The organism is Paraburkholderia sp. TE9906, from assembly GCF_056279605.1.
In genome coordinates, this window is the sequence record NZ_JBWCCT010000005.1 from 315435 (window position 1) to 342290 (window position 26856).

Sequence of the window (26856 nt, forward strand, 5' to 3'; positions counted from 1 at the left end):
TTTGGGCGCGAACCGACACGGCTTGTCCCGGCTCGCGGAGCACGACAAAAGCATCTGTCAGCAAAGACTGGCGGGGGAGGTGGGAGGAAAACCTGAATTCAGTGTATTCCGGATCCGATGAAAACGTGAAGTTTTTCGAGTCCGGATCGTCGCGGACATTATCTCCGTCGGCGCTTATCGCGCGAGCATCCGGGATAAAGCAATCTGATTGGAAGAGGGGGACCGGGATCGGTCCTGGTCGAACCGGCCGGCGAGGGATCAGCAGCGTCGGCGGACGGGAGCCGGAATGACGACGGCAATGACTTTCCGCCGGCGTTGCCACGCGCGCACAGCGGAGCACGTGAAAGGGTTCCGGCGACAGTTCGGTCTGGCCGGCCTCGGCCGCGACCGCGCGCGTTCGCACAAGCAAGCTCCTCGAATTCCGATGCGCCGGCCGGCCCGTGCCGAACGCCCCGAAACTTTCAGTTGATCTCACCTCGGCCGTGAACTACAAATCTAAACTGAGCGCAGCTATGCATGCGATGGGGTACCGCAGTCGACGGTATGCACGGCAAAGGGAACGCGATGACCGCGTCCCCGCAGGTATGTGTGTCGGCCGCCCCGATACTCGCTGCCGCCAGAAGATCGCGACGCCCGTCGCTCAATCGTGGACCGCGTCATATCTGCCGTGTAACCGCGCAGGTTACCGGCGCGCGCCGTTCGCAACCCGCGGAACGGCGGCGTACTGTTCGATGAACATCCGCACGCTTGCGACCGGAACCAGACAATAGGAGACCCCCGCCATGGGTATGCGCCCAGATTCCACGTTCCACGCATCGCCGAAACTCGCGATGGATGCGCCGCCGGAAGAATACGCGTACACGCTGCTGCTCAGCCCTGATTTCTCGCAGCCCGATGCGCTTGCCGTGATCGACGTGAAACCCGGCTCGCCGACCTACAGCCAGGTCGTTCATACGGTGACGATGCCGAACAAGGGTGACGAGTTCCATCATTTCGGCTGGAACGCGTGCTCGTCGGCGCTGTCGCCGCTGACCGGCCACGCATTCCTCGAACGACGCTACCTGATCATTCCGGGCATGCGTTCGTCGCGCATCTATATTGTCGACACCAAACCCGATCCGACTCAGGCGCGCATTCACAAGATCATCGAACCCGAGGAAATTTTCCGCAAGACCGGCTATTCGCGTCCGCATACGGTTCACTGCGGGCCCGAAGGCATTTACATCAGCACGCTGGGCGGCGGCGGCAAGGACGGCACCGACGGGCCGCCCGGTATTTTCATCATGGACTGCGAGACCTTCGACGTGCTCGGCCGCTGGGAGATCGACCGCGGCCTGCAGGAGAAGCACTACGATTTCTGGTGGAATCTCCCGCGCGATTACATGGTGTCGAGCGAGTGGGCATTGCCGCCGCAATTCGAGAACGGGATCGTGCCTGAGGACCTGCTCGCGAACAAGTATGGGCATCGTATTCACTTCTGGGACCTGCGGGCAAGACGCAACGTGCAGACCATCGACCTCGGCGCGAATCACCAGATGGCGCTCGAAGTTCGGCCCGCGCACGATCCGAGCCGCGAGTACGGGTTCATCGGCGTGGTGGTGGACACGACGAACCTCGAAGGGTCGATCTGGACCTGGTGGCGCGAGGACGGACAGTTCCACATCGAAAAGACGGCGACCATCCCACCCGAACCGGCCGCCGCCGAACTGTTGCCGCCGTTGTTGCAGGGTTTCGGCGCGGTGCCGCCGCTCGTCACGGACATCGACCTCTCTCTCGACGACAAATTCCTCTACGTCGCCTGCTGGGGCACCGGCGAGATGCGTCAATACGACGTGACGGAACCGCGCAAGCCGAAACTGGCGGGCACTGTGCAGCTCGGCGGGATCGTGCGGCGCGCACCGCATCCGAACGGTGAGGCGTTCGCCGGTGGCCCGCAGATGGTCGAGATCAGCCGCGACGGCAAGCGGGTGTACTGGACCAACTCGCTCTATTCGACCTGGGATGACCAGTTCTACCCGGCGGGCGTGCCCGCGGCGCAGGTCATGGCGCGGGCGGAACCGGGCGGCGGCCTTGCGCTGGCCGAGGATTACTGGGTGCGCTTTCCCGATGGCTATCGGGCTCACCAGATCCGGCTCGAAGGGGGCGACTGCTCGACCGATTCGTTCTGCTACCCGTCGGTGGGCATTTGACCGGGGAGGGCTGGCCGCGTCTCGGCCTTTGGTTAGCTATCCTTGCGAGCGGTCTCTATCACGGGCTCAACCCGGCGATGGGCTGGCCGCTCGCCGTGTCGAACGGATTGATCCAGCGGCGTGCGCGGGCGCTGTTTGCCGCGCTGTTCTATCTCGCGGCTGGGCACGTGCTCGCCATGTTCGTGGTGATGCTGCCGTTCGCGATGCTGGCGGTTCTGCTCGAATGGCAGCGCGCGATCCAGGTCGGCGCGAGTGTGCTCGTGATCGCCTTCGGCGCCTGTCTTCTGATCCGCCGACGCCACCCGCGCATGCTCGCGCGGATTCCGCCATCGAGGCTCGCGCTCTGGTCGTTCGCGATAGCGATTGCGCACGGCGCGGGGTTGATGCTCGTGCCGATCTATCTCGGGCTGTGCCGCTCTTACGGCATGGATCACGCGCACCGGGCCGCCCAGGCGTTGATCGATGACAGCCTTCGCATGGCGCTGTGGGTCTCCGCGGTGCACGGTGCGGCGATGATCGCGGCCGGCGGACTGCTGGCCTGGCTCGTCTATCGCTATCTGGGGCTGAAGTTCGTGTCGCGCAGCTGGTTCAATCTGGATGCGGTCTGGGCGTCGAGTCTCATGCTGGTGGGCGCGATCGCATTGACGCATGCCGCGCTCGGCTGAGCGTCGTGGCGTGTTGGTGTAATCGGCGCGCTGGACGCCGCTTCGTTTCAGCGCAGCGCCAGCCACATCGGTTGATGATCCGACGCTCGGCTGTGCTGATCCACGTCGCACACCGTCACTCGCGGCGCGAGGTCGTCCGTGACAAAAATGAAATCGCACGCGAAGGGTCCGTCGGCCCATTGCTCGTGATCGTACAGGCCGACCGTCGCGGCGCGCGGCTCGTCAGGATGCGCGCAGGACCAGGCGTCGGCAAAGGCCGGAGCGTCGGCGATTGGTTCGAGCATCCGGCAATAGGCGGTATCTTCGTACGCGCTGTTGAAGTCGCCGCACAGAATCGCGCTCATCGGGCGAGCGGTGTCGGCGAACGGGCTGTCCGGCTTTTCCGCTTTCGCGGGATGGCGCGCGTGATCGCATCCTTCGCGATGTAACGCGCGCAGTCTCTCCACTTGCGCGAGCCGCTGCTGCTCCGAATAGAACTCGAGATGCGTGGTGATGACGCGTAGCGGGCCGGCGTCGGTGTCGAGCACGGCTTCGAGCGCGATGCGCAACATCGACGGTTTGGCGGGATCGGCGGGCCACGGTAGCGAATGCCGAAGCACTTGACGCACCGGCAGGCGGGTGGCGATGGCGTTGCCGAACTGTCGGCGCGGCGCCCGGCTGTCGCGCAGTGATGGCAGATCGGAGCCGATCGCATCGATCACGGTCATCTCGGGCAGCAATGCCGCCAGCTCGGCGAATTGATCGAGCGACGGACGGCCTTTCAATCCGCCGGTCTGCGGCTCATCATTGAATCCACGCGTGACTTCCTGCAAGCAGAGGACATCGAAGTCGCACAGCGCGCGCGCTTCCCGCACGATCCGGCCGAGGTCGACACGGCCGTCCACGCCGCAACCCCACTGAATGTTCCAGTCGACGAGTTTCATGGCGCTCTCCTTGACACTCGGACGGTCAGTTTATCGCTGAGTAGAGGATGTGATGCGAGGATGTGATGCGAGGATGTGATGCGGTCGAGGCGCCAACATATCGGCGCCTCGAATTCCGCGCCTCGCCGTTCGGGCGCCATCGCCCCCGGCGCAATCGTCTTGCTACCGCAAGCGGCAAACCCGCCGTCCGGCAAAATCCTCATACGTATCGAGTCACGCTTGATAAAAACGCATCGACGTTCTAGAAAAACCGAAGCGCATAGCCTACCCTTAAGCGAGCCGGCCTTTTAGGGGACGAGCACTTCGCCCCGTTTCCCTTCTGCGCAGCCGACCCATCCGGACAAAGCAATCAACGGTTCAAAATCGTACGCTTTTGTTGTTTGAGAGGGCTGCGCCATCCTGGTTTTCCACGCTATCCGCCGGTGGATGAATGCCGCACTCCGTCGTTGAAAAGCTCGAACGATAAGAAGCCAAGGAGACGCTCATGCCATTCACACTCACCCGGGGTGTCGTCGGCCTGCCCCTGCTCGCCATCGCATTTGGCCTGCCTGCCGCTCACGCCGCCGACGAAGTCCAGAACACGTCGACCACCACCGCCTCGCCGATGCCTTCGACGCTCCAGCCCGTCAGTCAGGAGCAGCTCGACCGCGCCGCCACCGCGACGGCCGACTGGCTCCATTCGAACGGTTCCTACGCGCAAACGCGCTACTACCATGGCGCGCAAATCAATCGGACCAACGTCGCGAAGCTCAGACCTGCGTTCATCTTCCAGACCGCCGTCAACGAATCGATGGAAACGGCGCCGATCGTCTCGAATGGCGTGATGTTCATCACCACGTCGTTCAATCACGTGTATGCGGTCGATGCGGCGACGGGCAAGGAGTTCTGGCATTACAAGCACAAGATGGGACCGGTCACGACGTTCTGCTGCGGCCCTAACAATCGCGGCGTGGCGATCTCGGGCGACCGGCTTTTCATGGGCACGCTCGACGCGAAACTCGTCGCGCTCGACGCGAAGACCGGCAAGGTGCTGTGGCAAACCGAGATCGCCGATCCCGACCAGGGCTATTCGGAAACGATGGCGCCCGCGGTTGTCGACGGCAAGGTGCTGATCGGCACGAACGGGGGCGAGTACGGCATTCGCGGCTTCGTCAAAGCGTTCGATGCGAATTCCGGCCAGTTGCTGTGGACCTTCTACACGATTCCGGAGACCGGCCAGGAAGGCGTGTGGGCGACCAAGGACGCGACCGGCCGCGACGAGAAGCGCGACATCGACGCGGAGAAGAAGCAGCTTGCCGCGAAGGGCGGCGACTTCTACAAGACGCTCGGCGGCGGCGTGTGGATGACGCCCGCCATCGACCGGCAAACGAAGACGGTGTTCTTCGTCGTGGGCAACCCGTCACCGGACCTGTATGGCGCGATCCGGCCCGGAGACAATCTCTATACGGACTCGCTCGTCGCGATCGATCTCGACACCGGCAAATACAAATGGCACTACCAGTACGTGCCGCACGACGTGTGGGACCTCGACGCGGTCAGCCCGCCGATCCTGATCGACGTGCGCGACAACGACGGCAAGATGATTCCGGGCATCGTGCACGGCGGCAAGACCGGCCACGTGTACGTTCACGATCGCGCCACCGGACGTCTGATCCGCTATTCGCAGGCGATGATCCCGCAAGAAAACATGTGGACGCTGCCCACGGCTGCCGGCGCGCGCATGCTGCCGGGTGCGAACGGCGGGGTCGAGTGGTCGCCGATGGCCTTCGATCCGAAGACGCGCCTCGTCTACGCAGCCAATCTGCATCAGCCGATGACGTATCAGGTCGAGGAGGCGGCTTATCCGGGCGGCAGCAAGCTGTGGCTCGGCGGCGCGTTCAAGGTGATTGCGAACGAGCAGCAATGGGGCAAGCTGTCCGCGGTGAACGTCGACACGGGCAAGGTCGCGTGGGACTACAAGACCGAACAGCCGCTGATCGGCGGCGTGCTCGCGACGGCGGGCGGCCTCGTCTTCAACGGCGAAGGCAACGGCCTGTTCCGCGCGTTCGACTCCGCCAGCGGCAAGAAGCTCTGGGAGTACCAGTGCGGCGCCGGCGTCAATGCACCCGCGGTGTCGTACTCGGTGCACGGCAAGCAGTATGTCGCGGTCGCGGCGGGCGGCAATACGCAGCTCGATTTCAAGCGCGGCAACACCGTGCTCGTCTTCGCGCTGCCATGACGGGGCCGATGCTGCGCTCGCGGTTGCGTTCGACACGCCGTGCAGGGGCGGCATTGCTATGCGGCTGGTTCGCCGCCGCATGGCTGCCGCTGAACGCGCGCGCCGACGCCGAGGCGGGCAAGGCGAAGGCGCAGGTGTGCGTGGCCTGTCATGGACCGATGGGCAACTCGACCACGCCGGACTATCCGATTCTCGCCGGGCAAACCGCGCGCTATATCTATCTGCAACTGCGGGACTTCAAGGAAGGGCGGCGCAGCGACCCGCGCATGTCGCCGATGGCGGCCAATCTGTCGCGCGAGGACATGCAGGACCTCGCCGACTACTTCGCCGCGCAAAAGCTCGTGTCCGTGCCGTACAAATCGGATAGCGCCAGCATCGAAGCGGGCAGCAAAAAGTCCGCGGAAGTACTGTGCACGATGTGCCATCTCGGCGGCTTCGCCGGGCAGAACGAGATTCCGCGCGTGTCCGGCCAGCTGTATCCCTACATCGTCAAGCAATTGCAGGACTTCCGCTCGCACACGCGGACCAACGATGCGGGCAACATGGCCAGTGTGTCGCGCAATCTGAGCGACGAGGACATCCGCAATCTGGCCGCGTATGTGAACAACCTCCAGTAGCACGGAACCGACACCATGAAAATGACGCTCACCCGCTTCATCGCGACCGCGATGCTGCTTGCCGTCGCGTTCGGCGCGTGCCTGCCCGCGAGCGCGCAAGGCGATGGCGAAACCAACCGGCAACTGCTCGCCGCCGCCAAGGACGGCGACCAGCAGTCGCTTCTTGCCGCGCTTGAGCGCGGCGCCGCCGTGGACGCGATGAACCGCATCGGCGATACGGCGTTGATCACCGCTTGCAAGCAAGGCGACGCGGCCATGGCGCGCACGCTGATCGAGCACGGCGCGAACGTCGGGCACGCGAGCGCGCCCGGCGTCACGCCCTTGATGGCCGCGGCCTATGGCGGTTTCGATGAAATCGTCGCGCTGCTGCTCGCGCATGGTGCGGACATGTTCACGACTGATCGGGTCGGCAAGACCGCGATGGAGTACGCGGCCGGGCAGGGACAAACGAAGGTGGTGAGCCGGCTGCTCGATGCCGGGGTCGACGTGAATCGCCTTTACAAGAACGATCTCACCGCGCTGATGTGGGCGGCGGGATACGATCGCGCGGAGACCGTTCAATTGCTGCTCGCGCGCGGCGCGAACCCGGCGCTGAAGGACAATCGCGGCATGACGGCGAAGGATATCGCGGTGCAGACGAAGTCGGCGAGAGCGAGCGGCGTGCTGTCCGCCGGCTAGCCGCGGACACGTCCGCATGCCTCGCAGTGCGCAGAGTCGGCAGATGCCTGCCTGTTACTTCGAATCAGCCAGAAGCCACCTCTGCGCGAGCATCGCCGGCAGTGCTTCGAACGAGTCGATGAATGCGTCGCAGTGCAATGCGTGCGCACCGTCCTGGCCCGCATACCCATAGCTGACGATGAACACAGGCAAGCCGGCCGCGCGTGCCGCGGCGACATCGACCGGCGAATCGCCGACTACGACGCAGTGCGCAGGCTCGCTGTCGAGCAGCCGGCAGGCATGCCGTAAGGGCTCAGGCGAAGGCTTCATGCTCGCCAGCGTATCGCCCGCGACCAGCACCTCCAGATAACGGGCGAGGCCGGTGCGCGTCAGCAGCGCGGCCGCCAGCGCCTGCGGCTTGTTGGTCACGCAGGCGCAGCGATAGCCGCTTTCGCGTAATGCGCGCAGGCCCGCCGCGACGCCGGGAAAGACCCGGCCGATCCGTCCGTTGGTATCGGCATAGTGCCGTTCGAATACACGCTGCGCTTCTTCGAATTCGCACCGCTCGCCCAGGCCCGCCGCCTCCAGCGAGCGCCGTACGAGGTTCGCCACACCCTTGCCGATGAATCCGGTCACCGCGTCCAGCGGCAAGGGCGCTGCACCGAGGTCCTCCAGCATGCGGCCGACGGCGGCGGCAAGGTCCGGCGCGGTGTCGACCATCGTGCCGTCGAGATCGATCAGCACGGCCGGGCGGGAGGCGCTTAGCATGGCGAGCTCGCCGCAGATGCCAGCCCGCCCGGCGCCGGGAACGAAGCCGGCCCGGCGTGCGGCAGCGTCCTCCGATGCCAACGCTGCAGCGTCGCCAGGTCCACCCAGCGGTGTGGTTCGCCAGGCACAGGCTGAACGAGCGGCATCTGCGGATCACCAAGGTGGGGCAGAACGGCCAGCGCCCCATCGAAGCTGTCCTGCGCCGTGTAGCCGGTCGGCGTGACGATGGCCGGAATACCCGCCGCGCGTGCCGCGAGCAGACCGTTGCCGGAGTCCTCGAAGGCAAGACATGCCGTTGCGGGCAGATCGAGTTGTTCGAGCACGTGATGATAGACATCGGGCGCGGGCTTCTTCGCGTGAGTGGTGGCGGCGTCGCCGATCGCCGAGAAGCGCGTGCGCCAGGCCGCGCCGAAGTGGACCTGCAACAGGGCGTCGAGATTCGCGGGCGTGGTGGTCGTCGCGATGGCGAGACGGATGCCGTGCGCCTGCGCCTCGTCCATCAGACGCGCAACGCCCGGGCGCAGCGGCAGGCCGCCGCGTACGCGCCCGGTGTAATGGCGGGTTTTGAGCGCGTGAAGCGCCTCGACGATCTCCGACGCCTTCGCGCCATCCGCTTCCTCGCGTTCGAGCGTGCGCCAGTAATGCCGCAGCCGTTCCTTGCCGCCCGCCACTTTGAGAAGGCGCGTGTAGAGCGGCTCGTCCCAGAACCAGTCGAGCCCGGCCTCCGCAAAAGCCGCATTAAAGGCCTGCAGATGAGCGGTCTCGGTGTCGGCGAGCGTGCCGTCGACGTCGAAGATTAGGGCTTGCATCGTCCGGTCCTCGTCATGGTGGTTGCCGTTCAGACACGCACCACGATAGCGGAGCCACGGGCCGATTCAAATTCAGAGATTCTTTCGCGTCCGATAAGCGACGCTTTGAGTGTTCACGCGCCCGAGGCGCCGCGCTAGGGCTTCGGCTTGGGCGTAGTGACGAAACCCATCTTCGTCAAACCGCCGGCCTGAACGGCCGACATCACCTCGGCGACCCGTTCGTAGGGCACCTTGCGGTCGGCGCGCAAATGCAGTTCCGGCTGCGGCGTCGCATGAGCGGCCTCGGCGATGCGCGCGCGCAAGCCCTCTTCGGTGACGGCCTGGCCGTCCCACAGGATGGCTCCGTCGGCGTCGACCGCGACGTCCACGTGCGTGGCTTTGACCGCTTCCGGCTGGCTGCTCGCGTGAGGCAGGTCGATCCTCACCGCATGTTGCATCGCCGGAATGGTGACGAGAAAAATGATCAGCAGGACCAGCATGACGTCCACCAGCGGCGTCATGTTGATCTCGTTCATGAGGCCTTGATCGTCATCGTCGGAGAAGGGGCTCATTGCCATCTGAAGTCTCCGTCACGGGGCGGGGTGTTCTCGCGCGGCACCACGTGCATCTGCGCGCCTGCGCTCGAGCGCAATTGCGAGCCGGTCACGAAGTACGCGTGCAGGCCGTGCGCGAAACGTTTCAGGCGCGCCACGATGGTGCGGTTCGCGCGATTCAGGCCGTTGTAGCCGAGCACGGCGGGAATCGCCACGAAGAGCCCGAACGCCGTCATGATCAGCGATTCGCCGACCGGTCCTGCCACGTGTTCGATGGAGGTCTGGCCGGTTTCGCCGATCAGGATCAGCGCGTGATAGATGCCCCACACGGTGCCGAAGAGCCCGACGAAGGGCGCCGTGCTGCCGATCGACGCGAGGATCGCGAGGCCGCTCTGCAGGCGCGCGACCGTCTCGTCCATCGTGTCCTGCAGACGCCGCGTGATCCAGTCGGAGACGTCGATACGGTCCTGCAGATGCTGTTGCGTCTGGCGATGGTGGGTCGCCGCTTCGTGGCCCGCCAGCGCGAGCGCGAGCAACGGATTCTCGGACGGCGCCATCTCGGGGTGGCCGAGACTGCTCAAGCCGTCCTCGAAGCGATCCGCGCTCCAGAACCGCGCGTCGTTCTGCCGGGTCACGCGTCTGAGCCGCAGCACCTGCCGCAGCTTGACGATGATCACCGTCCACGACATCACCGACATGATCGCCAGCACGCTCAGAATGCAGCGCGTGACGACGTCGCCGCTTTGCCAGACATTCGCGAGTCCGTAATGTTGCATGGCTGTTTTCCTTTGTCCTGTGATCGGTGGCGCAGTCAATCGGTCAGTCCGAAGACGAACGACTGGGAGTACGCGGCGCGAACCACGGCGCCGTTTTCGCTGTACGGCTGGCAGACGCTCGCGTGGACGGCGGCGAGCGCGGCCTCGTCGAGCCGCGCATAGCCGCTGCTGCTTTGCAGTTGCATCGTTTCGATACGGCCGGTGAGCCCCACGACGAATCGCACGATCGCGGTGCCGTTCTCGCGACGCCGCTTCGACATGTCAGGATAGTCGGGCTTCGGGATGGCGCAATCGATATGAGCGACGTTTCGTGGCGCGGCCGGGGCGGCGAGGGTGCGGCCGGTGGCGGGGGCGCTTTCGGTTGCGGGTGCTGTCGCGGGTGACGGTGTCGGCACGGCGGGGGCCGGCTGAGCGGTGGCGGACGGCGCGGCGCTGTCGGCTGGCGCGAGTGGCGCAACCGGTGCCGGCGTGGCCGCTGCGCTGCGTGACGCGCGTGATCGCGCTTGCGGCTGCACCTGCGGCAACGGTTTCGCACGAACGACAGGGCGCGCGGCAGGCGGCGTCGGCGCCGGTAGCGCGGCAGCCGGTGCGGCTGGCGTCACCGGTTCAGCCTGCGGACTCAACAGCATGGCGGTGATCGTCGCGGGTTCGACCGGCCGCTCGACCATTCTGTCGCGCGTCGACACCGCCAGAAACAGCAACAGCAGATGCGCGCCGATCACCGCGCCCAGCACGATCACCCCGCGACGATATCGCGTCGCCGGGGTCGTAGGGTGTGCAGGGTTCGTCATGACAACTTGCAGCATCGTTCGCGGCCAGACAAGGGTTCCTTCATCCGCGCAAATCGCGGCATGCGTGCGCTTCGGGACGGCCCGGACCCTTGGCCACCTCCCCGTTCATTGTCCTCCCGCACCTGGGGTTTTAGAACCGGCGTCCTTCGCCGCGCGTCAATTCGGGAAATTCTCCCGTCCGATGCGCGTTGTCAAACAATCGCCCGGTGGGATACTTTGAATGGATGACGCGAGCTATCGCGGCGCAGCGATTTCACCACGGAGTACAACAATGCTGGAGACACGCAATCCCACCCGAACACCACGCCGTTCCATCGTGCTGGCCGCCGCGTGCGTGCTGGCCATGAGCGCCGCGCATGCCGCCGCGCCGCTTGCCTATGTGACGAGCGAGAAGGCCGGCGTCGGCGTGATCGACCTCGATCAGATGACGCTGGCCAAAACGTTTCCGGTGGGCGCGGACGGCCCGCGCGGCCTGAGCCTGAACGCGGACGGTTCGCGTCTGATGGTCGCCAACAAGAACACCGGCGATCTGTCGGTGATCGACACGGCGTCGGGCAAGGTCGTCAAGCGCGTGAAGATCGGCAAGAATCCGGAGTATGTACGGGTCCACAACGGCTATGTCTACGTGACGTACGAGCCCGGCGAGTCGGGCGGGGCGCCGCAGACGGCGGCCAGGTCCGATGGCAAGCCGCCCGGCAAGCCCGGCGCGGACGACGATGACAACAAGCTACCCGCCGAAATCGCGATCGTCGATATGAAAACGTGGCGCGTGATCCGCTCGGTGACGAGCGGTCACGAAACCGAAGGCATCGAATTCTCGCGCGACGGGCAGACGATGCTCGTCACCAATGAAGGCGACGACACCGTATCGGTCTATCACGCGCGCACGGGCGCGCCGGTGAAGACCGTGAAGCTGGCGGCGGGCGGCCGTCCGCGCGGCATCCGCCTGTCGCCCGACGGCAAGCACTATGTGGTCACGCTGGAGTCGCTCAGCAAGTTGGTCGTGATCGACGCGCATAGTCTCGAAGTGCTCAAGACCGTCGATACCAAACTGGGACCGTACGGCGTGGCGTTCGGTCCGGACGGCCAGCGGCTTTTCGTGGCTGCCTCGCGCGACAAGACGGTGCAGGTTTTCGACGGCCACACCTACGAACACGTCGCCGACGTGCCGGTCGGACAGCGCTGCTGGCACTTCAGCTTTACGCCCGACGGCTCGAAACTGATGGTCGCGTGCGGACGCTCCGATGCGGTCTATGTGCTCGATGCGAAGAGCTATCAGCCGATCAAGCAGATCGGCGAGTTGCCGCTCGCCTGGGGTATCGTCACGTATCCGCACAGCGACGGTTCGATCGAGTCGCATTGAGCGACCCGACCCGACCCGACCCGATAGCGTGCGCCGTTGTTTTCACGCTTATTTCCACGCATACCGCAAGCCCACCCAGAAGCCCCGCGGCGCACCCGGCCCGACGAATTGTTCGTTGACCGGGTTCGCGCCGTCGAAGGTGTGGTTCGGTCCGTTGAAGAAGTTCTGGCCGAGCGCGCCGAAGCTGGCGTAGCGCTTGTCGAGCAGGTTCGACACCGAGGCGAAGACCTGCAACTGCTTCGTCACCTGGTAGGTCGTGTCCAGATCGATCAGCAGATAGCCGGAAATCCTGCCATTCTCGTCCTGATTGTTTTCATCGCCCTGCGCGTAGACGCTGCCGCGCCACACGAGGTTGGTGCCCAGGTTCCATTTCGACGTGGCCGCGTAATCGAGCCGCAGTTTCACGGTGGTCGCGGGAATCCCCGGAATGTGATTGCCCGGCTTGACGTTGATGTTGCCGTCGGCGTCGGCGCTGGAGTTGCTCGGGCTGCTTTCGGTCCAGGCCGACTGGTAGGTCGCGTCGACATAGCTGTAGCTCGCAGTCACCGCGACCGGGCCGAACTTGCTATGCCCCGACAGTTCGACGCCTTGCCTGCGCGTGCGGCCGACGTTCTGGAAAAAGCCCTGCGAGCTGCCCGCGCCATTGCTGCTGATGAACTCGATGTCGTTGTCGAGCGTCGTGCGATACGCGGCGGCGCTCCATGTCGTGGCCGCGCCGAGCTTGCCGCGCGCGCCGATTTCGTACGTCTTCGAGATCACCGGCTGGAGCGCCGGGTCGGAGATGAACTCGTTCGGCAGCGAACACGGCGCGGCCGGATCGGCGCAGGCCAGCTCGATCGCGGTCGGCGAGCGCATGCCCTCGTTGTAGGACGCGTAGGCCGTGAAGCCCGGCGTCGGATTCCAGTTGATGCCGAAGGCCGGGTTGAATCGCGAGAACGTATGGTGGCCGTCGAGAGCGGGCTGCAGGCCGCTTGAATCGCCGATCGTGGCGTCGGCCCAGTTGTAGCGGCCCGCGAGCGTCACCGACCAGTGCGGCGTCAGCGACAGCGTGTCCGACAGGTAGAGGCCGTAGTTGGTGTTGTGCGTCTTCGCGTCGGTCTGCTGCGCGAAATCGCCGAGGCCGATCGTTGCGCGCGAATCGGTGAAAGCGGCATCCTGCGACGACTGCGTGAACTGCGAATTCGCGGCATCGACGGCCATGCCCGCAATGAACTGGTTCTGCATGCCGCCGAGTTTGCCTAGCAGCGTGAGTTGCAGGCTCGCGCCGTAGCTTTCGGTCGCCACGACCGACTTCTCATTGGTCGCCTGCAAGGTATCGACGTCGCCATTGTCTTCCACGGTGCCGTAGTCGTCGTTGACGTTGCTGCTGATGTTGGTGTTGCGGAAATGCCGGTAGTACGCGTTGCCGCTCAGTTCGACATGATCGTTGAAGTAATGATCGCCCGACAGCGTCAGGTAGCCGACTGTGTTCTGATTCTGGTCGGGATACGTGTAGGGTTGCTTAGGGTTGCCAAGAAACGAGCGCGGAATGGTTTGCGTGCCGTGCAGATCGTTGTCCGCGCCGCCCGCGGAGAGCGACAGCGTCGTATCCGCGTCGGTATAGCGCAGCTTGCCGAACGCCTGGCGTATGCGGCTCTCGTTCTGCTCGGCCCAGCCGTTGTCGTTCGTGGCGTCGGCGGTGAAGTAGTAATCGAGGTTCTGGCCGAGGGTGCCGCCCTGTTCGATCTGCGCGCTCTTGCGCCCCCACGAGCCCAACGAGACCTGGGCCTCGCCGACGGGGTCGTCCCTGCCGTTTTTCGTGGTGATCGACAATGCGCCGCCGAGCGTGTTGAAGCCGTAGGTCGGATTCGAGCCCGGAATCAGCTGGATCGTGTCGATGGCCTGCTGCGGCAGCAGGTCCCAGTTCACCACGTCGCCGAACGGCTCGTTCACCCGCACGCCGTCGACGAACACCGACAGGCCCTGCGGCGTGCCCAGCAGCGGCGACGCGGTGAAACCGCGATAGGTGAGATTCATCTGATACGGATTGCCCTGAGCGTCGGCGACGTCGACGCTCGGCAGATTTCTCGCCATGTACTCGGTGAGCGTGCTGCGGCGCTGCCGGAGGAGGTCTTCCGACCGGATCGTCTGGACGTTGGCCGGCACCTGCGAGAGCGGCGTGCCGATGCCGAGCAGCGGCGTGGTGCCCACCACGACGATCGGCGCGAGCGTCGTGACCGGGGCGGCGTTCGCGGCGGGGGTGTCGGACGTGGAGGACGCGGCGGGAACGGCGGGAACGGCGGGAACGGCGGGAACGGCGGGAACGGCGGGAACGGCGGGAACGGCGGAAGACGAGGAGGGTGCCGACGCCGCCACAGGCGCTTCGCCCTGCGCCCATGCGGCCGCGGATAGACTGGCCAGCGCCCCGCCGAAGCAGAGTGTGATGCCGGCGCGCCGTTGCAGGCGGCGTTTGCGGCGTGCTTGTGATCGCATGCTCATTGTTGTCTCCTGTCGATCAGAGCGGGAGCCTGGGCGCCGTCCTCTGGTCGCGTGCGACTGAGTCGCTGCCGGTTCGGCGCTTGCCGCGCCCATCGCGCTGATCGCGCGTTCTGTTGTGTGCGTTGAAAGCTTCGCATACGAGGCCGTCAAGCCGCGCGGGAGCTTTTCCCGATCTGCCAGGGAGACGTTCCCAAAAGACCCGCAAAAGTCCGCCGCTCGCGATCGCGCTGGGTAGAATGCAGACGTCATGTCAAGCGAACCGATCCACTCATCCTCCGCCGGCAGCCCGTCGCCCGTCTCGGCCATCTGGCGCGATCTCGCATGGGTGCTGGCCGTGACCGCGCTCGCCGGGGTCTTAGGCGCCGCGTTCGATCTCAGCGAACGGGCCTACCGGTTCACGCGTGGCATGGAGCGCTTCCAGCTCGACGAATTGCCGGCCACCTTGTGCGTGCTCTCCATCGGCCTTGCATGGTTTGCGTGGCGCCGCTACCGCGATGCGCGCCGCGAACTGAGCCGCCGCCGCGCGCTGGAAGAACAGGCCGAACGGCTGCTCGCCGACAACCGGCGGCTCGCCAATCAGGCGCTGCAGGCGCAGGAACTCGAGCGCCGTCATCTGGCGCGCGAACTGCACGATGAACTGGGCCAGTATCTGAACGCGATCGCACTGGACGCGGCGCGCATCCGCGATCTGTCCAGTGGTGAGGACATTGTGCAAAGCCGCACACAAGTTCCCGCAGCCACCCGCGCTCCCGACCCGGAGATCCATCGCGTCGCGCTCGGTCTGATCCAGAGTGCGAGCCACGTGTACCGGCAGATCGGCGACATGATCCGCCGCCTGCGTCCCATCGGACTGGACGAGTTCGGCTTGCCGAGCGCGCTCGAACATTGCGTCGACGGCTGGCGCGAGCGGCTGCCCGATGCCTCGTTTTCTCTGACGATCGAAGGTGATTACAGCGGCCTGAGCGACGCGTTGACCATCACGCTCTACCGGCTCGTGCAGGAGGGGCTGACGAACGTGTCGAAGTTCGCCCGCAGTTCACGCGTGGAGGTGTTCATGGTGCGCGCGCCGCGAGAGACGCACGGCACGGACGGGACCGACCCGCTGACCGACGAGATCGTCGTGACCATGGCCGACGACGGCCCCGGCACGGACCTCACGAAGCCGCGCGCCGGCCTCGGGCTGATCGGCATGCGCGAGCGCGTCGAAGCGCTCGGCGGCGAATTCCACGTAGCGAGCGAGCCGCAAGGCGGCTTTCTGTTCTGCGCGCGCGTGCCCGCTCACGCCGGGCTGGCCGAACCCGTGAACTGAAGGCCGAGCCGGCTCGCCATCTGCGCGAGCTGCACGCCGTTGTCGGCGCCGAACTTCTGCCGGATCACGGACTGATGATTCGCCACCGTCTTCTGGCTCAACCCCAGCTTCTCGGCGATGCTCGGCAGCGTATAGCCCTGCACGAGCAGACGCAGCACCTCGAACTCGCGCGCCGACAACTGACGCCCGGGCGGCCCTTCGCTGAAGGCCGTGCGCATCGCGAGCGCCTGTGAGATATCCGGGCTCAGATAGCCCGTGCGCCGCGCGATGGAGCGCACCGCTTCCACCAGCACGTCGGGCGCGCTGGCTTTCGTCACGTAGCCGAGCGCGCCGGCATCGAGCGCGCGGCGCACGAAGATCGACTCTTCATGCACACTGAAGATCAGCACGCACGCATCCGGCTCACGCGCGAGCATGCGCCGCATCGCCTCGACGCCGCTCGCGCCGGGCAGCGACACGTCCATTACGACCACGTCGGGCCGCAACGCGCAAAAGCGCTGATAAGCCTGGGCGGCGTCGGCGGCCTCGCCGCACACCTGCACGTCGGCGTTCAGTTCGAGCAGACGCCGGTAGCCTTCGCGCACGACCGCATGATCGTCGACGAGCAGGACGGAGATGGTTCCCGCACTCATGGTTTTGCTCCGCTGCCGCTGCCGCTGCCGCCGCCGCTGCCGCTGCCGGGCTCGCGGGCCTCGCTCGCGAGCTTGCGCGAATTGGCATCGTTACGAAACAGGATCGGTTGTTCGCGCGGCGCGGCCGTTCCTGCGCAAGCGGAAGCCGACGCCGACGCCGCGCGTTGCACGATTTTCACCACGCTCTCGTGAAACGGCGACTTGTCGCACACGGGATCGGCGTTGGCGGCGTCGCCGGTGAGCATGTAGGCCTGGCAGCGGCAACCACCGAGATCGCGCTCTTTTTCTTCGCAACTGCGGCACGGCTCCTTGAGCCACTTCAAGCCGCGAAAGCGGTTGAACGCGTCGCTCTCGTACCAGATCTCGCGCAACGGCGTCTCTTTCACGTTTGGCAGCACGAGGCCAGGCAGCCCGCGCGCCGCATGACACGGCAATGCCGCGCCGTCCGGCGCGACGCCGAGAAAGACCGCGCCCCAGCCGTTCATGCAGCGTTTGGGGCGGTTCTCGAAGTAGTCGGGCACGACGAAGAAGATCTTGCAGCGCTCGCCATGCGTGCGGCGATAGCGCGCGACCACCGCTTCGGCTTCCTCGAGCTGCTCGCGCGTCGGCATCAACTGCGCCTCGTTTGCGTGCGCCCAGCCGTAGTACTGTGTGTTCGCGAGCTCCAGGTATTCGGCGCCCATCGCCAGCGCCATCTCGATGATCTTGTCGACGTGCGGCAGGTTATAGCGATGCAGCACGCAGTTGAGCACCATCGGAAAGCCATGCTGTTTGATCGACGTAGCGACGCGCTGTTTCAGATCGAAGGTGCGCGTGCTGCTCAGGAAGTCGTTCAACTGTTGCGTCGAATCCTGAAACGACAACTGGATATGGTCGAGCCCCGCCGCCTTCAGATCGTCGAGCCGCTTATCGGTGAGACCGACGCCCGAGGTGATCAGATTCGTGTAGAAGCCGAGCTTGTGGGCTTCCTCCACCAGCACTTCGACGTCGTCGCGCACCAGCGGCTCGCCGCCCGAAAAACCGAGCTGCACCGCGCCGAGCGCGCGCGCGTCGCGCAGCACGTCGATCCATTGCGCGGTGCTGAGTTCGCGGCTGTGATCCGTATAGTCGAGCGGGTTGTAGCAGAACGCGCAATGCAGCGGACAGCGATAGGTCAGCTCCGCGAGCAGCCAGAGCGGCGGCGGCACGGCGTCGGGATTGTCGGGCTGTATGCCGACGACGGGTTGAGCAACCGGTTGCGACAGATCGGTCATCACGCTACTCCAGCCAGCCGCGCGTATGCGCGTCGGCAATGAAGGCCCGCACCTCGGCGCCGAGCCCGGTGGTGTTGAACGTCTGTTCCAGTTCGGCGATCAGCGCGTTCATGTCGCGGGTGCCGTCGCAGCGCTTGAGAATTTCCCCCGCGCTTTGATTGAGCTTCACCATGCCCTCGGGATAGAGCAGCACGTGCGCGTTCTGCGCGGGTTCCCACTGCAGGCGGAAGGGCCTGGCGATCGTCAGCGGAAGGGCGGCTTCAGTGGCGCCGCCGGCGCGTGCGGGGTCGTTCATGGCGTTCATTGTGGAAAGGCCTTTTCGATCGAGTCGAGCATGGTCCACAGAATGTCGAGCTTGAACTGCAGGATCTCGAGCGCCCGTTCCTGCTGATCGCGCCGCGTGAAATGCGTAAGCGTGACTTCGAGTCCGTGCTCCACGTCGCGCTGCGCGAGCGAAATGCGCGAGCGGAAATACGCAAGGCCCTCGGGCTCGATCCACGGATAGCATTCCGGCCAGCTCGCGAGCCGGTCGCGATGAACCTGCGGCGCGAACATTTCCGTGAGCGACGAGCAGACCGATTCCTGCCACGGCGCGCGGCGCGCGAAATTCACATAGGCGTCGACGGCGAAGCGCACGCCGGGCGTCACGTGTTCGAGCGACCAGAGTTCGTCGCGCGACAGGCCCACGGCATCCGCGAGACGCGCCCAGGTTTCGATGCCGCCTTCCGCGCCGTCATAGCCGTCGTGATCGAGAATGCGCAGCACCCAGCGGCGGCGCGTCTCGCGGTCCGGACAGTTCGACAGCACCGCCGCGTCCTTCAGCGGAATGTTGATCTGATAGTAGAAGCGGTTCGCGACCCAGCCGCGAATCTGCTCGCGCGAGCAGCCGCCGCTATTCATCTTCACGTTGAACGGGTGATGGATGTGATAGGCGGTGCCCTTCGCGCGCAACTGCGCCTCGAATTCCTCGCGGCTCCACGCGGGCGCGTCGGCGCCCGAGGTCCGCTGCGTACCCGTCATTGCACTCGCGTCGCGCATCGGCGGCGTCTCATGAGTATCTTTCGCGTTCATACCGTCTCCGTGTTTTTATCGAATACAGCCGCGCCTCGTCAGTGCTCCTTGATACATTCACGCTTCAAAGTTCGAACGTCATGCCATCGTAGGCGACCTCGATGCCGTGCTCGGCGAGCACGCGCCGCTCGGGGCCGTCTTCGACCAGAATCGGGTTGGTGTTGTTGATATGGATGAGCACCTTGCGGACCTTGCGCGCCTTGCCCGCGGGGTCCGCATCGAGCGAATCCAGCGTGTCGATCATGCCGCCCGCGCCGGTCTGCGGCAGGTGCCCCATATCGGCGGCCGTCTTCTTCGACAGGCCGAGGCGGATCATTTCATCGCCGGTCCACAGCGTGCCGTCCACCAGCAGCAGGTCCGCCTCGCGCATCGCGGCGAGCACGTGGTCTTCGATCGCGCCGAGTCCCGGTGCGTAGAACACGCGCTTGCCCGATTGCAGGTTGGTCAGCACGAGCCCGATGTTGTCGCCCCGCTCGGGCGCATCACGATGCGGCGAGTAGGGCGGCGCCTTGCTCGACAGCGGCAGCGCATCGATGCGCACGCCGCTCAATGCGTCGACGGCGAGCGGCGCGCCGTCGAGCGCAATGCGGCGATGCTCGACGCCGCAATAGTGCGAGAGGATCGGCGCGACCGGAAAGCCGGAGCGCAGGTCTTGCCACACGGCGTCGGTCGCGTAGAGCGGCAGCGGCGCATCGCGCTCGCGCAGCATCAGCAGGCCGGTGACATGGTCGATCTGCGCGTCGATCACGAGCACGGCGGCAATGCCGCTGTCGCGCGCGCGGCGAGCGGGCTGAAGCTCGGGATGCGCGGCGATCTGCGCGAGCAGATCGGGCGACGCATTGACGAGCAGCCAGTCCTCACCGTTCGCGCTCACCGCGATCGACGACTGCGTGCGGCGCGTGGCCCTGAGCGTGCCTCGGCGCAAGCCGTCGCAATTACGGCAGTTGCAGTTCCACTGCGGAAAACCGCCCCCCGCCGATGAGCCGAGCACCTTGATTTTCATGCCGCGTGGCGCAGGCTGCGCCCCTCCTGAACGGTTGAGATGAACATCGTGGCGAGGGTCTGCGCGACGCGTTCGTGAAGCGCCGGGTCGCTCGCCAGATGACCCGCGCTGACCCACTCGAGCTGCGCGGCGGGAACCGCGCGCGCGAGGCGCCGCAGATTCGCCGGCGGACAGACCGGATCGCGCGAACCATGCACCGCGGCGAGCCGCACACCGGCCGATGCCGCACGGCGCGCGAGCGACAGCAAGCGGGTTTCGCCGAGCCAGCAGCGATGCGCGAGATAGTGGCTCTGAATCCGGTATTTGCCGATCAGTTTGCGGGCGAGCCGTGGCGAGTGTCGCGTGCGAGGCGGCACTGCGCGGCCCGTGGCGGCGCTCGCCAGCACCTCGTTCTCATAGCCGCGCCACGCGAGCGCGAGCGCGCGTTGCCGCGTTCCGTTCGCACCGTATTGCAGTCCGGCCGCGCAACGGGCCGCAAGATCCACAGGCCGCTCGCACCCGGCTGCCGCCCGCAAGCGCGACCACGCGCGCGGCGCGCGTCGGCGGGACGTGACGAACAGGCCACGAACTTCGCGTGCGGAGGTGAGAAAGAGGCCGCGCAACACGACGCCCGTGACCGACTGCGGACACTGCCCGGCATACGCGAGCGCGAGCGCCGCGCCCCACGATCCACCGAGCACGCCCCAGCGTTCGAAGCCGAGCCGTTCGCGGATCGCTTCGAGATCGTCAATCAGATAATCGGTGCGGTTGTGGCGCACGCTGCCATGCGGCGTCGACGCGCCGGTGCCGCGCTGGTCGATCAGCACGACGCGAAAACGGTTCAGATCGAAGAGCCGCAGCGAACCCGGCTGACTGCCGCTGCCGGGGCCGCCATGCAATACCGCGACCGGCACGCCGTCGGCCGCGCCGGCCGCCGCGAACCACACGCGATGACCGTCGCGCGTGCGCAGCGTATCGGCTTCGAGCGGCGGCAATGCGTGCCGCGCGGCGGGCTCGCGGCGGCGTATCGTCATGGCAGCATCCTCGCGAGCAGGTTGTCGCGATCGATCCATTGATGCTTGAGCGCGCCCGCCACGTGCAGCACGATCAAAGCAATCAGCACGTAGGCCGTGACTTCGTGAATGCCGAAGAAAAGCTTGCGCAGAGGCGGATCTTCCCAGCCCCACTTCGGCAGCGCGAGGCCCCAGAAACGCGTCCCGAAACGGTTGAACGACGAGCCGAGATAGCCGGCCAGCGGCATCACGATCATGCCGGCGTATAAAAGACCCTGCGTAATGCGCGCGGCGGCGCGTTGCCACGCTCGCATCGGCGGCAAAGGCGGCCGGTTGAAGGCCGCCAGCGCCACGATGCGCAGAAGCACCAGCAGGAAAACCGTCAGTCCGAGCGACTTGTGCAGGTTGATCAACGTCGCTTTGACCGGCAAACCCTTCGGCAATCCGACCATATAGAAGCCGACCGCCAGCAGGCCGAGGATGCCGAGCGCGATCAGCCAGTGCAGCGCGATCAGCACGCCCGCATAGCGCGGCCCCCGCGCGCCGGCCTCGATGCCGGGAGCTGGCTTCGCATCTGGCGAATGCACTGTCCTCATGCCTGTCTCCTTCTTTGTCCGGCTGTCTCTTGCCGACACCGTTTCAGTCCGGCCGGGGTCCCGCGCGGCCTGATTACGTCACCCGGCGATCAGTATTTCCCCTCTGCCGTCGACCGCGAGGTCGCCCGTATAGCGAGCCGGCAGGCGCTCGGCGCGCCACTGCGAAAACGGCGCGATTTCGTTTGCGAGGCTGCGCACGAGCAATGACCAGAATACGTCGAATCCGTGGCCGCCGCCGGTGAATGTCGCCGGCAGATGCGCGGGGCGCTGCGCGAGCAGCAGCGTGCCGCGCCTCATCCCATAGGCATAATGCGGGCCCAGGCGGCCCGCCACGCCCACCGTACCCGCGACCAGCCGCGAGACCGCGAATTCGCCCGCATTGCCGCCGACCAGCACGAGGCCGCGGCGCATCCGGTCGGCGAGGCGCGCGCCCGCGTTGCCGTGGATCGTCAGCGTGCCCCCGGTCATGCCCTCCATGTCGCCCGGCAGCGCGCCGGCGATGAAATCGCCGCTGTCGCCGTTGACCGTCAACCGGCCGCCGCGCATCTCGCAGCCGGTGAAATGCCGTGCATCGCCATCGATCTTCAACTCGCCGCCTGTCATTCGGAAACCGCTGTAGTCGCCCGCCGAACCGTGCACGGCGAGGCGCCCGCCGTCCATCTGCGCGCCGAGCCGGTCGAGCCAGGGGGCGGCGTCTTCGATGATCAGCGCGGCCGAGTCGTCGGCCGTCTCATCGCGCGACACCTGGAACACGTCGCCGACCGCGCAGCACTCGTTGCCGGACGGCAGCACGATGCGCTCGATGTCGGCGACGCTCAGCGCGGCCAGCGCCGTGGGCCGCAGCGCGGCGGCGTCGACCCGAAAGCCGGGCGCGGACTTCACGCGCAAGGTCGTCGTGCTCATGCGCGGCCTCCGTCGAGACCCGCCGCCAGCGCATGCAGATGAAAGTGGTACGGCCCGAGCTTGCCGCCGTAGTTGCCCGCCGAAATGCGCAGCACGCCGCGCGCCAGACCCAACGCCGAGGCCGCGGCGATGCCGGCCGTCATCGCCGCGCCGACGTCGGCATCGGTGAGGCCGTCGATCACGATCTCCAGCACAGAGCCCACCTCCGCGCTGAGTTCACTGTGCGCTGACAGACCGATCAGGCTCGGACAGAACGCGTCATTGGTCGAGGCGCTCGCGCCTTTGTAGCGCGACCCGACCTTCGAGCCCGAGCGGACGATGCCGCCGGGAAACGGCATGATCACGTTCGGCAGGCGGCGCATGGCCGCAACAGCGGCTTCGGCGGCGGCGAGCGCGGCGTCGGTGTCGCGCGCGAGAAACAGCAGGTTGCCGCCGCCGACCGCCTTGACGGTCGCCGCCGTGTCCTCGCAGACGAACTCGCCGTCCATCACCGGCACGCGCCAGTAACGGGTGTCGCCGATCATCTTCGAGATCTGCCAGCCGTCGCCGAAAAAACGCAGGCCGCTGCCGAGCGCCGCGCGATCCGACAGCGGCGCGCGGCTCGTGGCCGGATCGATGCCGCTGAACACGGCGGTCGTGGGGCAGGTGAGCACGGATTGTCCGACGCGCCGCCCGATCTGCTTCGCCAGTTCCTTCGACGACACCGCGAACAGCAGTACCGCGACGCCGGGTCGGCCATCCGGCGTCTCGTCGGGCGGGAGCGCGCGCTCGACGCCCGCCTCGCAGCCGCAACCGATCACCGAAGTCGCGAAGCCCGTCAGCGAGTTCGCCGCGTGCATCGCCCAGACGGGCGTATGGGCGGTGATGATGAGCCGGGTCGCCTTCATCGGAAAGGCCTCCGCGAAGGTGGCGTCGATCGCGGTGCCGTTGATCTCGAGGGTGGCCGGGGCGTTCATTGGGGGCGCTTGGGTAGCCTTGATGGGTTCGCGTGGATCAGTGAGCCAGACAGTCGACGGGCAACAGACGCCCGCCGCGGCAGCAGAGGCAGACTTCGTCGTTGCTGATCGCGGCGTGCGCGAAGTTGCTCGCGAGGTTCGCGTCGCTATAGGCGCGCAGTCTTTTCTCGATGCCGCGGTCGAATTCCGGTGCGACGAAGTGGATCCCGCCGGTCGGCGTGGCGACGAGCGTGCCGTCGCGCGCGACCAGCTCGCCGTCCTTGAACACATAAGCGGGCGACGTGAACATCCGCTCGCGGTCCGGCTCGTCGCGATAGACGGCGATGTCCGCCGCCGCGCCCGCACCCAGATGGCCACGATCGCGCAGGCCCAGCAGCCGCGCGGGACCGGCGCGCGTGATGATGGCGATTTCGTAGAGCGAGAACTCGCGCTTCAACTCCGGCAATGCGCTCGCCACCGGCGCATCGGGATGCAGCTTCGCAAGCTGCTCGTCGCGAAAGGACTTGTCCATCAGCAGGCGAATCAGATGCGGATAACTCGTGAACGGGCCGCCGTTCGGATGATCGGTGGTCATCGCGACGCGCCACGGGTCGTCGACCAGCAGGAAAATCTCGAGCCCGATGATCCACTGCAACGCGTTCACGTAGCTTTGTTCGCGATAACGGAACGGCACCACGCCGCAGCCCGCATCGCATTCGATGTCGCCGGCCACCCACTTGTGCGGCCGCGCGAGCGGTGTGTTGCGGAACTGCATCATCGTGTCACCCGAGGCCGTGACGGTTTGTCCAAAGATGATCTGGCCGACGTCGATCGATACGTTCGGCCGCGCGTTCACCGCATCGGCGATCTGCCGCGCGCCCGACGAAAACTTTTGCGGTCCTTCTACACCGTAGCTGTGAAACTGGATGTGCGTCAGATGGATGGGCAGGCCGTCGGCGGCGTCCATGGTCGCGATCGTCGAATCGAGATTGCCGGGCACGCCGAGATTGCTCGCATGCACATGCAGCGGATGCGGCACGCGCAATTCGGTCAGCGCGCGCGACAGCGTGTGCAGCACCTCGCGCGGCGTGATGCCGTAATGCACGTGCGGCTCGTCGACGTCGAGCGAACGCTGGTTGAACTTGAACGCGGAGATGCCGCCGGGGTTGACCACTTTCACACCGAGCGCCTTGCTCGCGTGAATCGTCCAGCCGACGTAATCGCGCAGGCGCTCGAAGTCGTCGCGCGCCGCGAGCATTTGCAGGAACAGTTCGTCGTTGCCGAGCATCACGTAGGCGCCGTGATCGATGATTGGGGTGTCGCCCATTTCGAGGTGTGTGTGGCGCGCGTTGGACGGCATCATCGCCGGTTCGAACGCGGCCGTGTAGCCCATTTCGGCGTAGCGGTAGCCGGTGGCGAGCGTGCCGGGCGTGCAAACGCCGCACGACGGCAGACGCAGATAGCGGCCTGCATCGTCCTGCACCGATTCGTAGGCGGCGTCGCGCAGCGGATCGCTGCGATGGTCTTCGGGCAGCAGCAGCCGCGACAGATTGGTCTTGCCGCCGCCGATATGCGAGTGCAGGTCGATGCCGCCCGCCATCACGGTCATGCCGGTGGCGTCGTATTCGCGGTCGGCCGGCGTACTGGCCGGTACGTCGACGATGCGCCCGTCGCGGAAGCTCAGATCGCGGCGCTCGCCGTTCACGCCGTTGGCCGGATCGAAGATCGTGCCGCCTTTCAGTCGGACCAGCGTCATGGGTGCTCCTGCGCGGGGCGCGTGGTCCGCTGTGCCGTCAACCGCCCGCTCAGCTGAGCGGCAAGCGACGCCACGGTGTCCGGCGCGGCGCCACGCGCGGCGGCCAGCGGCATCACCACCGAAGCGTCGACGCGAAACAGATGACCGGTGCCGTCGATGCCCGGCGTCGCGGCCGGAATGAACACCGTGTTCGCGCCGCGCGCCTTCGTTCCCGCTGCAAGCGCCGGATGACCGAGCACGATCAGCGCAACGGCAGGATCGAGCGAAGCCGGCCATGCATGCGGCGCGAAGCTCGCGACCCACAGCAGCGCATCCACTTCGCCGTCGGCGAGCAGCCGCGCAGTGCGATAGCGGTACGGATCGTGGTCGAGCGGCGCGGTGCCGGCGAGCCGCGCGGGCGTCGACACGCGTGTGCGCAGCGGCATGCCGGAGAGCCATGTCACCGTCTGGTTGACCGTCAACGCGCCGTCGTCGCCGCCGAGCGCGAGACAGGCCGCACGCGTCGTGCGGTTCGCCGCCTTGACGATCCGGTTCAGGGCTTCGATGAGCAGCGCCGCATGTGGACCGGGCAAGGCGGCCGGCTCGTAGACGAGGACCGTGTAGCGCGCTGCGGCGATGCGTGCCTGCAGTGCGGCGAGCGTCGCCGCTGCGCCGGGGTCGGCGTGACTGCTGTCGTTGTGCAGCGCCTCGGGGGCACGCCCTTCGGCAAGCGCGGACCACAGCGCGAGCGTGTCATAGGGATCGCTGTGCGGCAGCAGCGTTTCCGTGCGCGCATGAGTGAGGACGGCCGTCGCCGGGTCCACCGCGCTGCCGACGAAGACCAGCTCACGCTCGCTATCGGTGCCCGCCAGCGTCCGCGTGAAAAACCGCGGATAACGCTGCGAGGGCTGGCATCCGAAGAACACTAGCAAGTCGGCCCGCGAGCGCACTTCGGAGAGCGTCGTGAAGAACGAGCCCCGGTCCTGCAACGCGAGCGTCGCGGGGCTCAGCGCGTCGCCGTGCAGATGATCGAGCATCGCGCCGCAGCCGGCCGCGAGCGTATAGAGCGCCCGGGCGCCGGCGACGTCGGTGGCGAGTCCGCCGAATAGCGGACGCCGCGCATCCGCCAGAATCTGCGCGGCGCGCGCCAACGCGGTATCGCGGTCCGCCTCGTTGCCGTCCACGAGCGCGCCGCATCGTGTGTCCGCCGCACCGAACTGCGCGAGCGCCTGCGAAAGCCGCGGGCATTCAGTGTCCGGCACGGTGAGCGTGCCGTCACCATGCGATGCGACGACGAGGTCGTCGCAGAGCAACGGGCAGAACGGGCAGGTCCAGTCGCGTGTGATCGCCGGTGCGCCGGCAGCGCCCGATGGGCTCGTGCGTGAGGTCGATGGATCGGTGGGCGAAAGATGCATGGCGCACTTTTAGCAAGCTCCATGCCGATCGATGCAACGGTCTGCCGGCGCGGTCGTATCGCGCCTGACGTGCACGGTCGTGCTGCTTTGTGCACAGCGGGATTCGGACGATCGACGCGCATTCGCCAGCAACCGCTGATCAACATTCGGTCGCGATGCAATCAACATGCTTCAGCGCGTGTGCGCCGTACAGGTTGTGTGCGCGGCTGGAGCAGAGTGTCACGC

25 protein-coding genes are annotated in these 26856 nt (G+C 66.3%); 7 read left to right on the plus strand and 18 right to left on the minus strand.

What is annotated here, in order from left to right; translation table 11 throughout:
- Positions 1–782 precede the first annotated feature (782 nt).
- Positions 783–2189, plus strand: a complete 1407-nt coding sequence (locus ACZ9H4_RS15470; RefSeq protein WP_408155870.1) for a selenium-binding protein SBP56-related protein — start codon at positions 783–785, stop codon at positions 2187–2189.
- Positions 2186–2854 (plus strand): hypothetical protein, encoded by a 669-nt coding sequence (locus ACZ9H4_RS15475; RefSeq protein WP_408141294.1) that lies wholly within the window; start codon positions 2186–2188, stop codon positions 2852–2854. The genes ACZ9H4_RS15470 and ACZ9H4_RS15475 overlap by 4 nt, the downstream gene beginning before the upstream one ends.
- 47 nt (positions 2855–2901) lie before the next feature.
- Here ACZ9H4_RS15475 and ACZ9H4_RS15480 read toward each other — a convergent pair whose 3' ends face one another.
- Positions 2902–3777 carry an endonuclease/exonuclease/phosphatase family protein gene (locus ACZ9H4_RS15480; RefSeq protein WP_476119494.1) on the minus strand — a complete coding sequence of 292 codons (876 nt, stop codon included), beginning with the start codon at positions 3775–3777 and terminating at the stop codon, positions 2902–2904.
- Between the two features lie 484 nt (positions 3778–4261).
- Here ACZ9H4_RS15480 and ACZ9H4_RS15485 point away from each other — a divergent pair, with 484 nt between their 5' ends.
- Genes ACZ9H4_RS15485 through ACZ9H4_RS15495 form a run of 3 tightly spaced genes read left to right on the plus strand, consistent with a single transcriptional unit; the run spans position 4262 to position 7290 of the window.
- Positions 4262–5995: a pyrroloquinoline quinone-dependent dehydrogenase gene (locus ACZ9H4_RS15485; protein WP_408155866.1), complete on the plus strand. Its 1734-nt coding sequence runs from the start codon at positions 4262–4264 to the stop codon at positions 5993–5995.
- A complete protein-coding gene (locus ACZ9H4_RS15490; RefSeq protein WP_408141297.1) occupies positions 5992–6612 on the plus strand; it encodes a c-type cytochrome in 621 nt (206 codons plus the stop codon). Before ACZ9H4_RS15485 ends, ACZ9H4_RS15490 begins: the two co-directional genes overlap by 4 nt.
- A 15-nt stretch (positions 6613–6627) precedes the next feature.
- Entirely contained in the window at positions 6628–7290 is a 663-nt protein-coding gene (locus tag ACZ9H4_RS15495) for an ankyrin repeat domain-containing protein (protein ID WP_408141298.1), read from the plus strand.
- A 54-nt stretch (positions 7291–7344) separates the two neighbouring features.
- Here the strand turns inward: ACZ9H4_RS15495 and gph are convergent, their stop codons facing one another.
- The 5 genes from gph to ACZ9H4_RS15520 form a co-directional block, all read right to left on the minus strand.
- Positions 7345–8037 (minus strand): phosphoglycolate phosphatase, encoded by a 693-nt coding sequence (gene gph, locus ACZ9H4_RS15500; protein WP_408141299.1) that lies wholly within the window; start codon positions 8035–8037, stop codon positions 7345–7347.
- Positions 8031–8846 (minus strand): HAD family hydrolase, encoded by an 816-nt coding sequence (locus ACZ9H4_RS15505; RefSeq protein ID WP_476119498.1) that lies wholly within the window; start codon positions 8844–8846, stop codon positions 8031–8033. Before ACZ9H4_RS15505 ends, gph begins: the two co-directional genes overlap by 7 nt.
- A 134-nt stretch (positions 8847–8980) precedes the next feature.
- The gene (locus ACZ9H4_RS15510; protein WP_408327026.1) at positions 8981–9403 is read right to left on the minus strand and encodes an ExbD/TolR family protein; all 423 of its coding nucleotides are present in this window, start codon (positions 9401–9403) and stop codon (positions 8981–8983) included.
- Positions 9394–10155, minus strand: coding sequence for a MotA/TolQ/ExbB proton channel family protein (locus ACZ9H4_RS15515; RefSeq protein ID WP_476119500.1), 762 nt, complete (start codon positions 10153–10155; stop codon positions 9394–9396). Before ACZ9H4_RS15515 ends, ACZ9H4_RS15510 begins: the two co-directional genes overlap by 10 nt.
- A gap of 35 nt (positions 10156–10190) precedes the next feature.
- Positions 10191–10946: an energy transducer TonB gene (locus ACZ9H4_RS15520; protein ID WP_476119502.1), complete on the minus strand. Its 756-nt coding sequence runs from the start codon at positions 10944–10946 to the stop codon at positions 10191–10193.
- A gap of 271 nt (positions 10947–11217) precedes the next feature.
- Here ACZ9H4_RS15520 and ACZ9H4_RS15525 point away from each other — a divergent pair, with 271 nt between their 5' ends.
- Positions 11218–12309 (plus strand): YVTN family beta-propeller repeat protein, encoded by a 1092-nt coding sequence (locus ACZ9H4_RS15525; RefSeq protein ID WP_408155858.1) that lies wholly within the window; start codon positions 11218–11220, stop codon positions 12307–12309.
- A gap of 48 nt (positions 12310–12357) precedes the next feature.
- Here the strand turns inward: ACZ9H4_RS15525 and ACZ9H4_RS15530 are convergent, their stop codons facing one another.
- Positions 12358–14787: a TonB-dependent receptor gene (locus ACZ9H4_RS15530; protein WP_476119505.1), complete on the minus strand. Its 2430-nt coding sequence runs from the start codon at positions 14785–14787 to the stop codon at positions 12358–12360.
- Positions 14788–15034: 247 nt separating this feature from the next.
- On the opposite strand from ACZ9H4_RS15530, the gene ACZ9H4_RS15535 reads away from it, so the two are divergent.
- Positions 15035–16096 carry an ATP-binding protein gene (locus ACZ9H4_RS15535; protein WP_408327016.1) on the plus strand — a complete coding sequence of 354 codons (1062 nt, stop codon included), beginning with the start codon at positions 15035–15037 and terminating at the stop codon, positions 16094–16096.
- Here ACZ9H4_RS15535 and ACZ9H4_RS15540 read toward each other — a convergent pair.
- From ACZ9H4_RS15540 to ACZ9H4_RS15590, 11 genes are all read right to left on the minus strand, one after another.
- Positions 16066–16728 carry a response regulator gene (locus tag ACZ9H4_RS15540; RefSeq protein ID WP_408155852.1) on the minus strand — a complete coding sequence of 221 codons (663 nt, stop codon included), beginning with the start codon at positions 16726–16728 and terminating at the stop codon, positions 16066–16068. The two genes, ACZ9H4_RS15535 and ACZ9H4_RS15540, sit on opposite strands and share 31 nt — an antisense overlap.
- Positions 16725–17981, minus strand: coding sequence for a pyrroloquinoline quinone biosynthesis protein PqqE (pqqE, locus tag ACZ9H4_RS15545; protein ID WP_476119507.1), 1257 nt, complete (start codon positions 17979–17981; stop codon positions 16725–16727). The genes ACZ9H4_RS15540 and pqqE overlap by 4 nt, the downstream gene beginning before the upstream one ends.
- Before the next feature lie 4 nt (positions 17982–17985).
- Complete coding sequence (gene pqqD / locus ACZ9H4_RS15550; RefSeq protein WP_408327075.1) at positions 17986–18276, minus strand: pyrroloquinoline quinone biosynthesis peptide chaperone PqqD; 291 nt, start codon at positions 18274–18276, stop codon at positions 17986–17988.
- Positions 18277–18281: 5 nt separating this feature from the next.
- Positions 18282–19052, minus strand: coding sequence for a pyrroloquinoline-quinone synthase PqqC (gene pqqC, locus ACZ9H4_RS15555; RefSeq protein ID WP_408155848.1), 771 nt, complete (start codon positions 19050–19052; stop codon positions 18282–18284).
- Positions 19053–19116: 64 nt separating this feature from the next.
- Positions 19117–20055 (minus strand): pyrroloquinoline quinone biosynthesis protein PqqB, encoded by a 939-nt coding sequence (gene pqqB, locus ACZ9H4_RS15560; protein WP_476119509.1) that lies wholly within the window; start codon positions 20053–20055, stop codon positions 19117–19119.
- Positions 20052–21068 carry an alpha/beta fold hydrolase gene (locus ACZ9H4_RS15565; RefSeq protein ID WP_476119511.1) on the minus strand — a complete coding sequence of 339 codons (1017 nt, stop codon included), beginning with the start codon at positions 21066–21068 and terminating at the stop codon, positions 20052–20054. Before ACZ9H4_RS15565 ends, pqqB begins: the two co-directional genes overlap by 4 nt.
- Positions 21065–21643, minus strand: coding sequence for a cytochrome b (locus tag ACZ9H4_RS15570; RefSeq protein ID WP_476119513.1), 579 nt, complete (start codon positions 21641–21643; stop codon positions 21065–21067). The genes ACZ9H4_RS15565 and ACZ9H4_RS15570 overlap by 4 nt, the downstream gene beginning before the upstream one ends.
- A gap of 78 nt (positions 21644–21721) precedes the next feature.
- On the minus strand, positions 21722–22546 hold the full coding sequence (locus ACZ9H4_RS15575; RefSeq protein WP_408141313.1) for a formylmethanofuran dehydrogenase subunit C: 825 nt from the start codon (positions 22544–22546) through the stop codon (positions 21722–21724).
- Positions 22543–23502: a formylmethanofuran--tetrahydromethanopterin N-formyltransferase gene (fhcD, locus tag ACZ9H4_RS15580; protein ID WP_408141314.1), complete on the minus strand. Its 960-nt coding sequence runs from the start codon at positions 23500–23502 to the stop codon at positions 22543–22545. The genes ACZ9H4_RS15575 and fhcD overlap by 4 nt, the downstream gene beginning before the upstream one ends.
- A gap of 37 nt (positions 23503–23539) precedes the next feature.
- On the minus strand, positions 23540–25237 hold the full coding sequence (locus ACZ9H4_RS15585; RefSeq protein ID WP_476119516.1) for a formylmethanofuran dehydrogenase subunit A: 1698 nt from the start codon (positions 25235–25237) through the stop codon (positions 23540–23542).
- On the minus strand, positions 25234–26631 hold the full coding sequence (locus ACZ9H4_RS15590; protein ID WP_476119518.1) for a molybdopterin-binding domain-containing protein: 1398 nt from the start codon (positions 26629–26631) through the stop codon (positions 25234–25236). Before ACZ9H4_RS15590 ends, ACZ9H4_RS15585 begins: the two co-directional genes overlap by 4 nt.
- Positions 26632–26856 lie beyond the last annotated feature (225 nt).

Coding starts and splice junctions, on each gene's coding strand:
- ACZ9H4_RS15470 (WP_408155870.1), top strand. CDS start 783: ATGGGTATGCGCCCAGATTCCACGTTCCACGCATCGCCGAAACTCGCG.
- ACZ9H4_RS15480 (WP_476119494.1), bottom strand. CDS start 3,777: ATGAAACTCGTCGACTGGAACATTCAGTGGGGTTGCGGCGTGGACGGC.
- ACZ9H4_RS15485 (WP_408155866.1), top strand. CDS start 4,262: ATGCCATTCACACTCACCCGGGGTGTCGTCGGCCTGCCCCTGCTCGCC.
- ACZ9H4_RS15490 (WP_408141297.1), top strand. CDS start 5,992: ATGACGGGGCCGATGCTGCGCTCGCGGTTGCGTTCGACACGCCGTGCA.
- ACZ9H4_RS15495 (WP_408141298.1), top strand. CDS start 6,628: ATGAAAATGACGCTCACCCGCTTCATCGCGACCGCGATGCTGCTTGCC.
- gph (WP_408141299.1), bottom strand. CDS start 8,037: ATGCTAAGCGCCTCCCGCCCGGCCGTGCTGATCGATCTCGACGGCACG.
- ACZ9H4_RS15505 (WP_476119498.1), bottom strand. CDS start 8,846: ATGCAAGCCCTAATCTTCGACGTCGACGGCACGCTCGCCGACACCGAG.
- ACZ9H4_RS15510 (WP_408327026.1), bottom strand. CDS start 9,403: ATGGCAATGAGCCCCTTCTCCGACGATGACGATCAAGGCCTCATGAAC.
- ACZ9H4_RS15515 (WP_476119500.1), bottom strand. CDS start 10,155: ATGCAACATTACGGACTCGCGAATGTCTGGCAAAGCGGCGACGTCGTC.
- ACZ9H4_RS15520 (WP_476119502.1), bottom strand. CDS start 10,946: ATGACGAACCCTGCACACCCTACGACCCCGGCGACGCGATATCGTCGC.
- ACZ9H4_RS15525 (WP_408155858.1), top strand. CDS start 11,218: ATGCTGGAGACACGCAATCCCACCCGAACACCACGCCGTTCCATCGTG.
- ACZ9H4_RS15530 (WP_476119505.1), bottom strand. CDS start 14,787: ATGAGCATGCGATCACAAGCACGCCGCAAACGCCGCCTGCAACGGCGC.
- ACZ9H4_RS15535 (WP_408327016.1), top strand. CDS start 15,035: ATGTCAAGCGAACCGATCCACTCATCCTCCGCCGGCAGCCCGTCGCCC.
- ACZ9H4_RS15540 (WP_408155852.1), bottom strand. CDS start 16,728: ATGAGTGCGGGAACCATCTCCGTCCTGCTCGTCGACGATCATGCGGTC.
- pqqE (WP_476119507.1), bottom strand. CDS start 17,981: ATGACCGATCTGTCGCAACCGGTTGCTCAACCCGTCGTCGGCATACAG.
- pqqD (WP_408327075.1), bottom strand. CDS start 18,276: ATGAACGACCCCGCACGCGCCGGCGGCGCCACTGAAGCCGCCCTTCCG.
- pqqC (WP_408155848.1), bottom strand. CDS start 19,052: ATGAACGCGAAAGATACTCATGAGACGCCGCCGATGCGCGACGCGAGT.
- pqqB (WP_476119509.1), bottom strand. CDS start 20,055: ATGAAAATCAAGGTGCTCGGCTCATCGGCGGGGGGCGGTTTTCCGCAG.
- ACZ9H4_RS15565 (WP_476119511.1), bottom strand. CDS start 21,068: ATGACGATACGCCGCCGCGAGCCCGCCGCGCGGCACGCATTGCCGCCG.
- ACZ9H4_RS15570 (WP_476119513.1), bottom strand. CDS start 21,643: ATGAGGACAGTGCATTCGCCAGATGCGAAGCCAGCTCCCGGCATCGAG.
- ACZ9H4_RS15575 (WP_408141313.1), bottom strand. CDS start 22,546: ATGAGCACGACGACCTTGCGCGTGAAGTCCGCGCCCGGCTTTCGGGTC.
- fhcD (WP_408141314.1), bottom strand. CDS start 23,502: ATGAACGCCCCGGCCACCCTCGAGATCAACGGCACCGCGATCGACGCC.
- ACZ9H4_RS15585 (WP_476119516.1), bottom strand. CDS start 25,237: ATGACGCTGGTCCGACTGAAAGGCGGCACGATCTTCGATCCGGCCAAC.
- ACZ9H4_RS15590 (WP_476119518.1), bottom strand. CDS start 26,631: ATGCATCTTTCGCCCACCGATCCATCGACCTCACGCACGAGCCCATCG.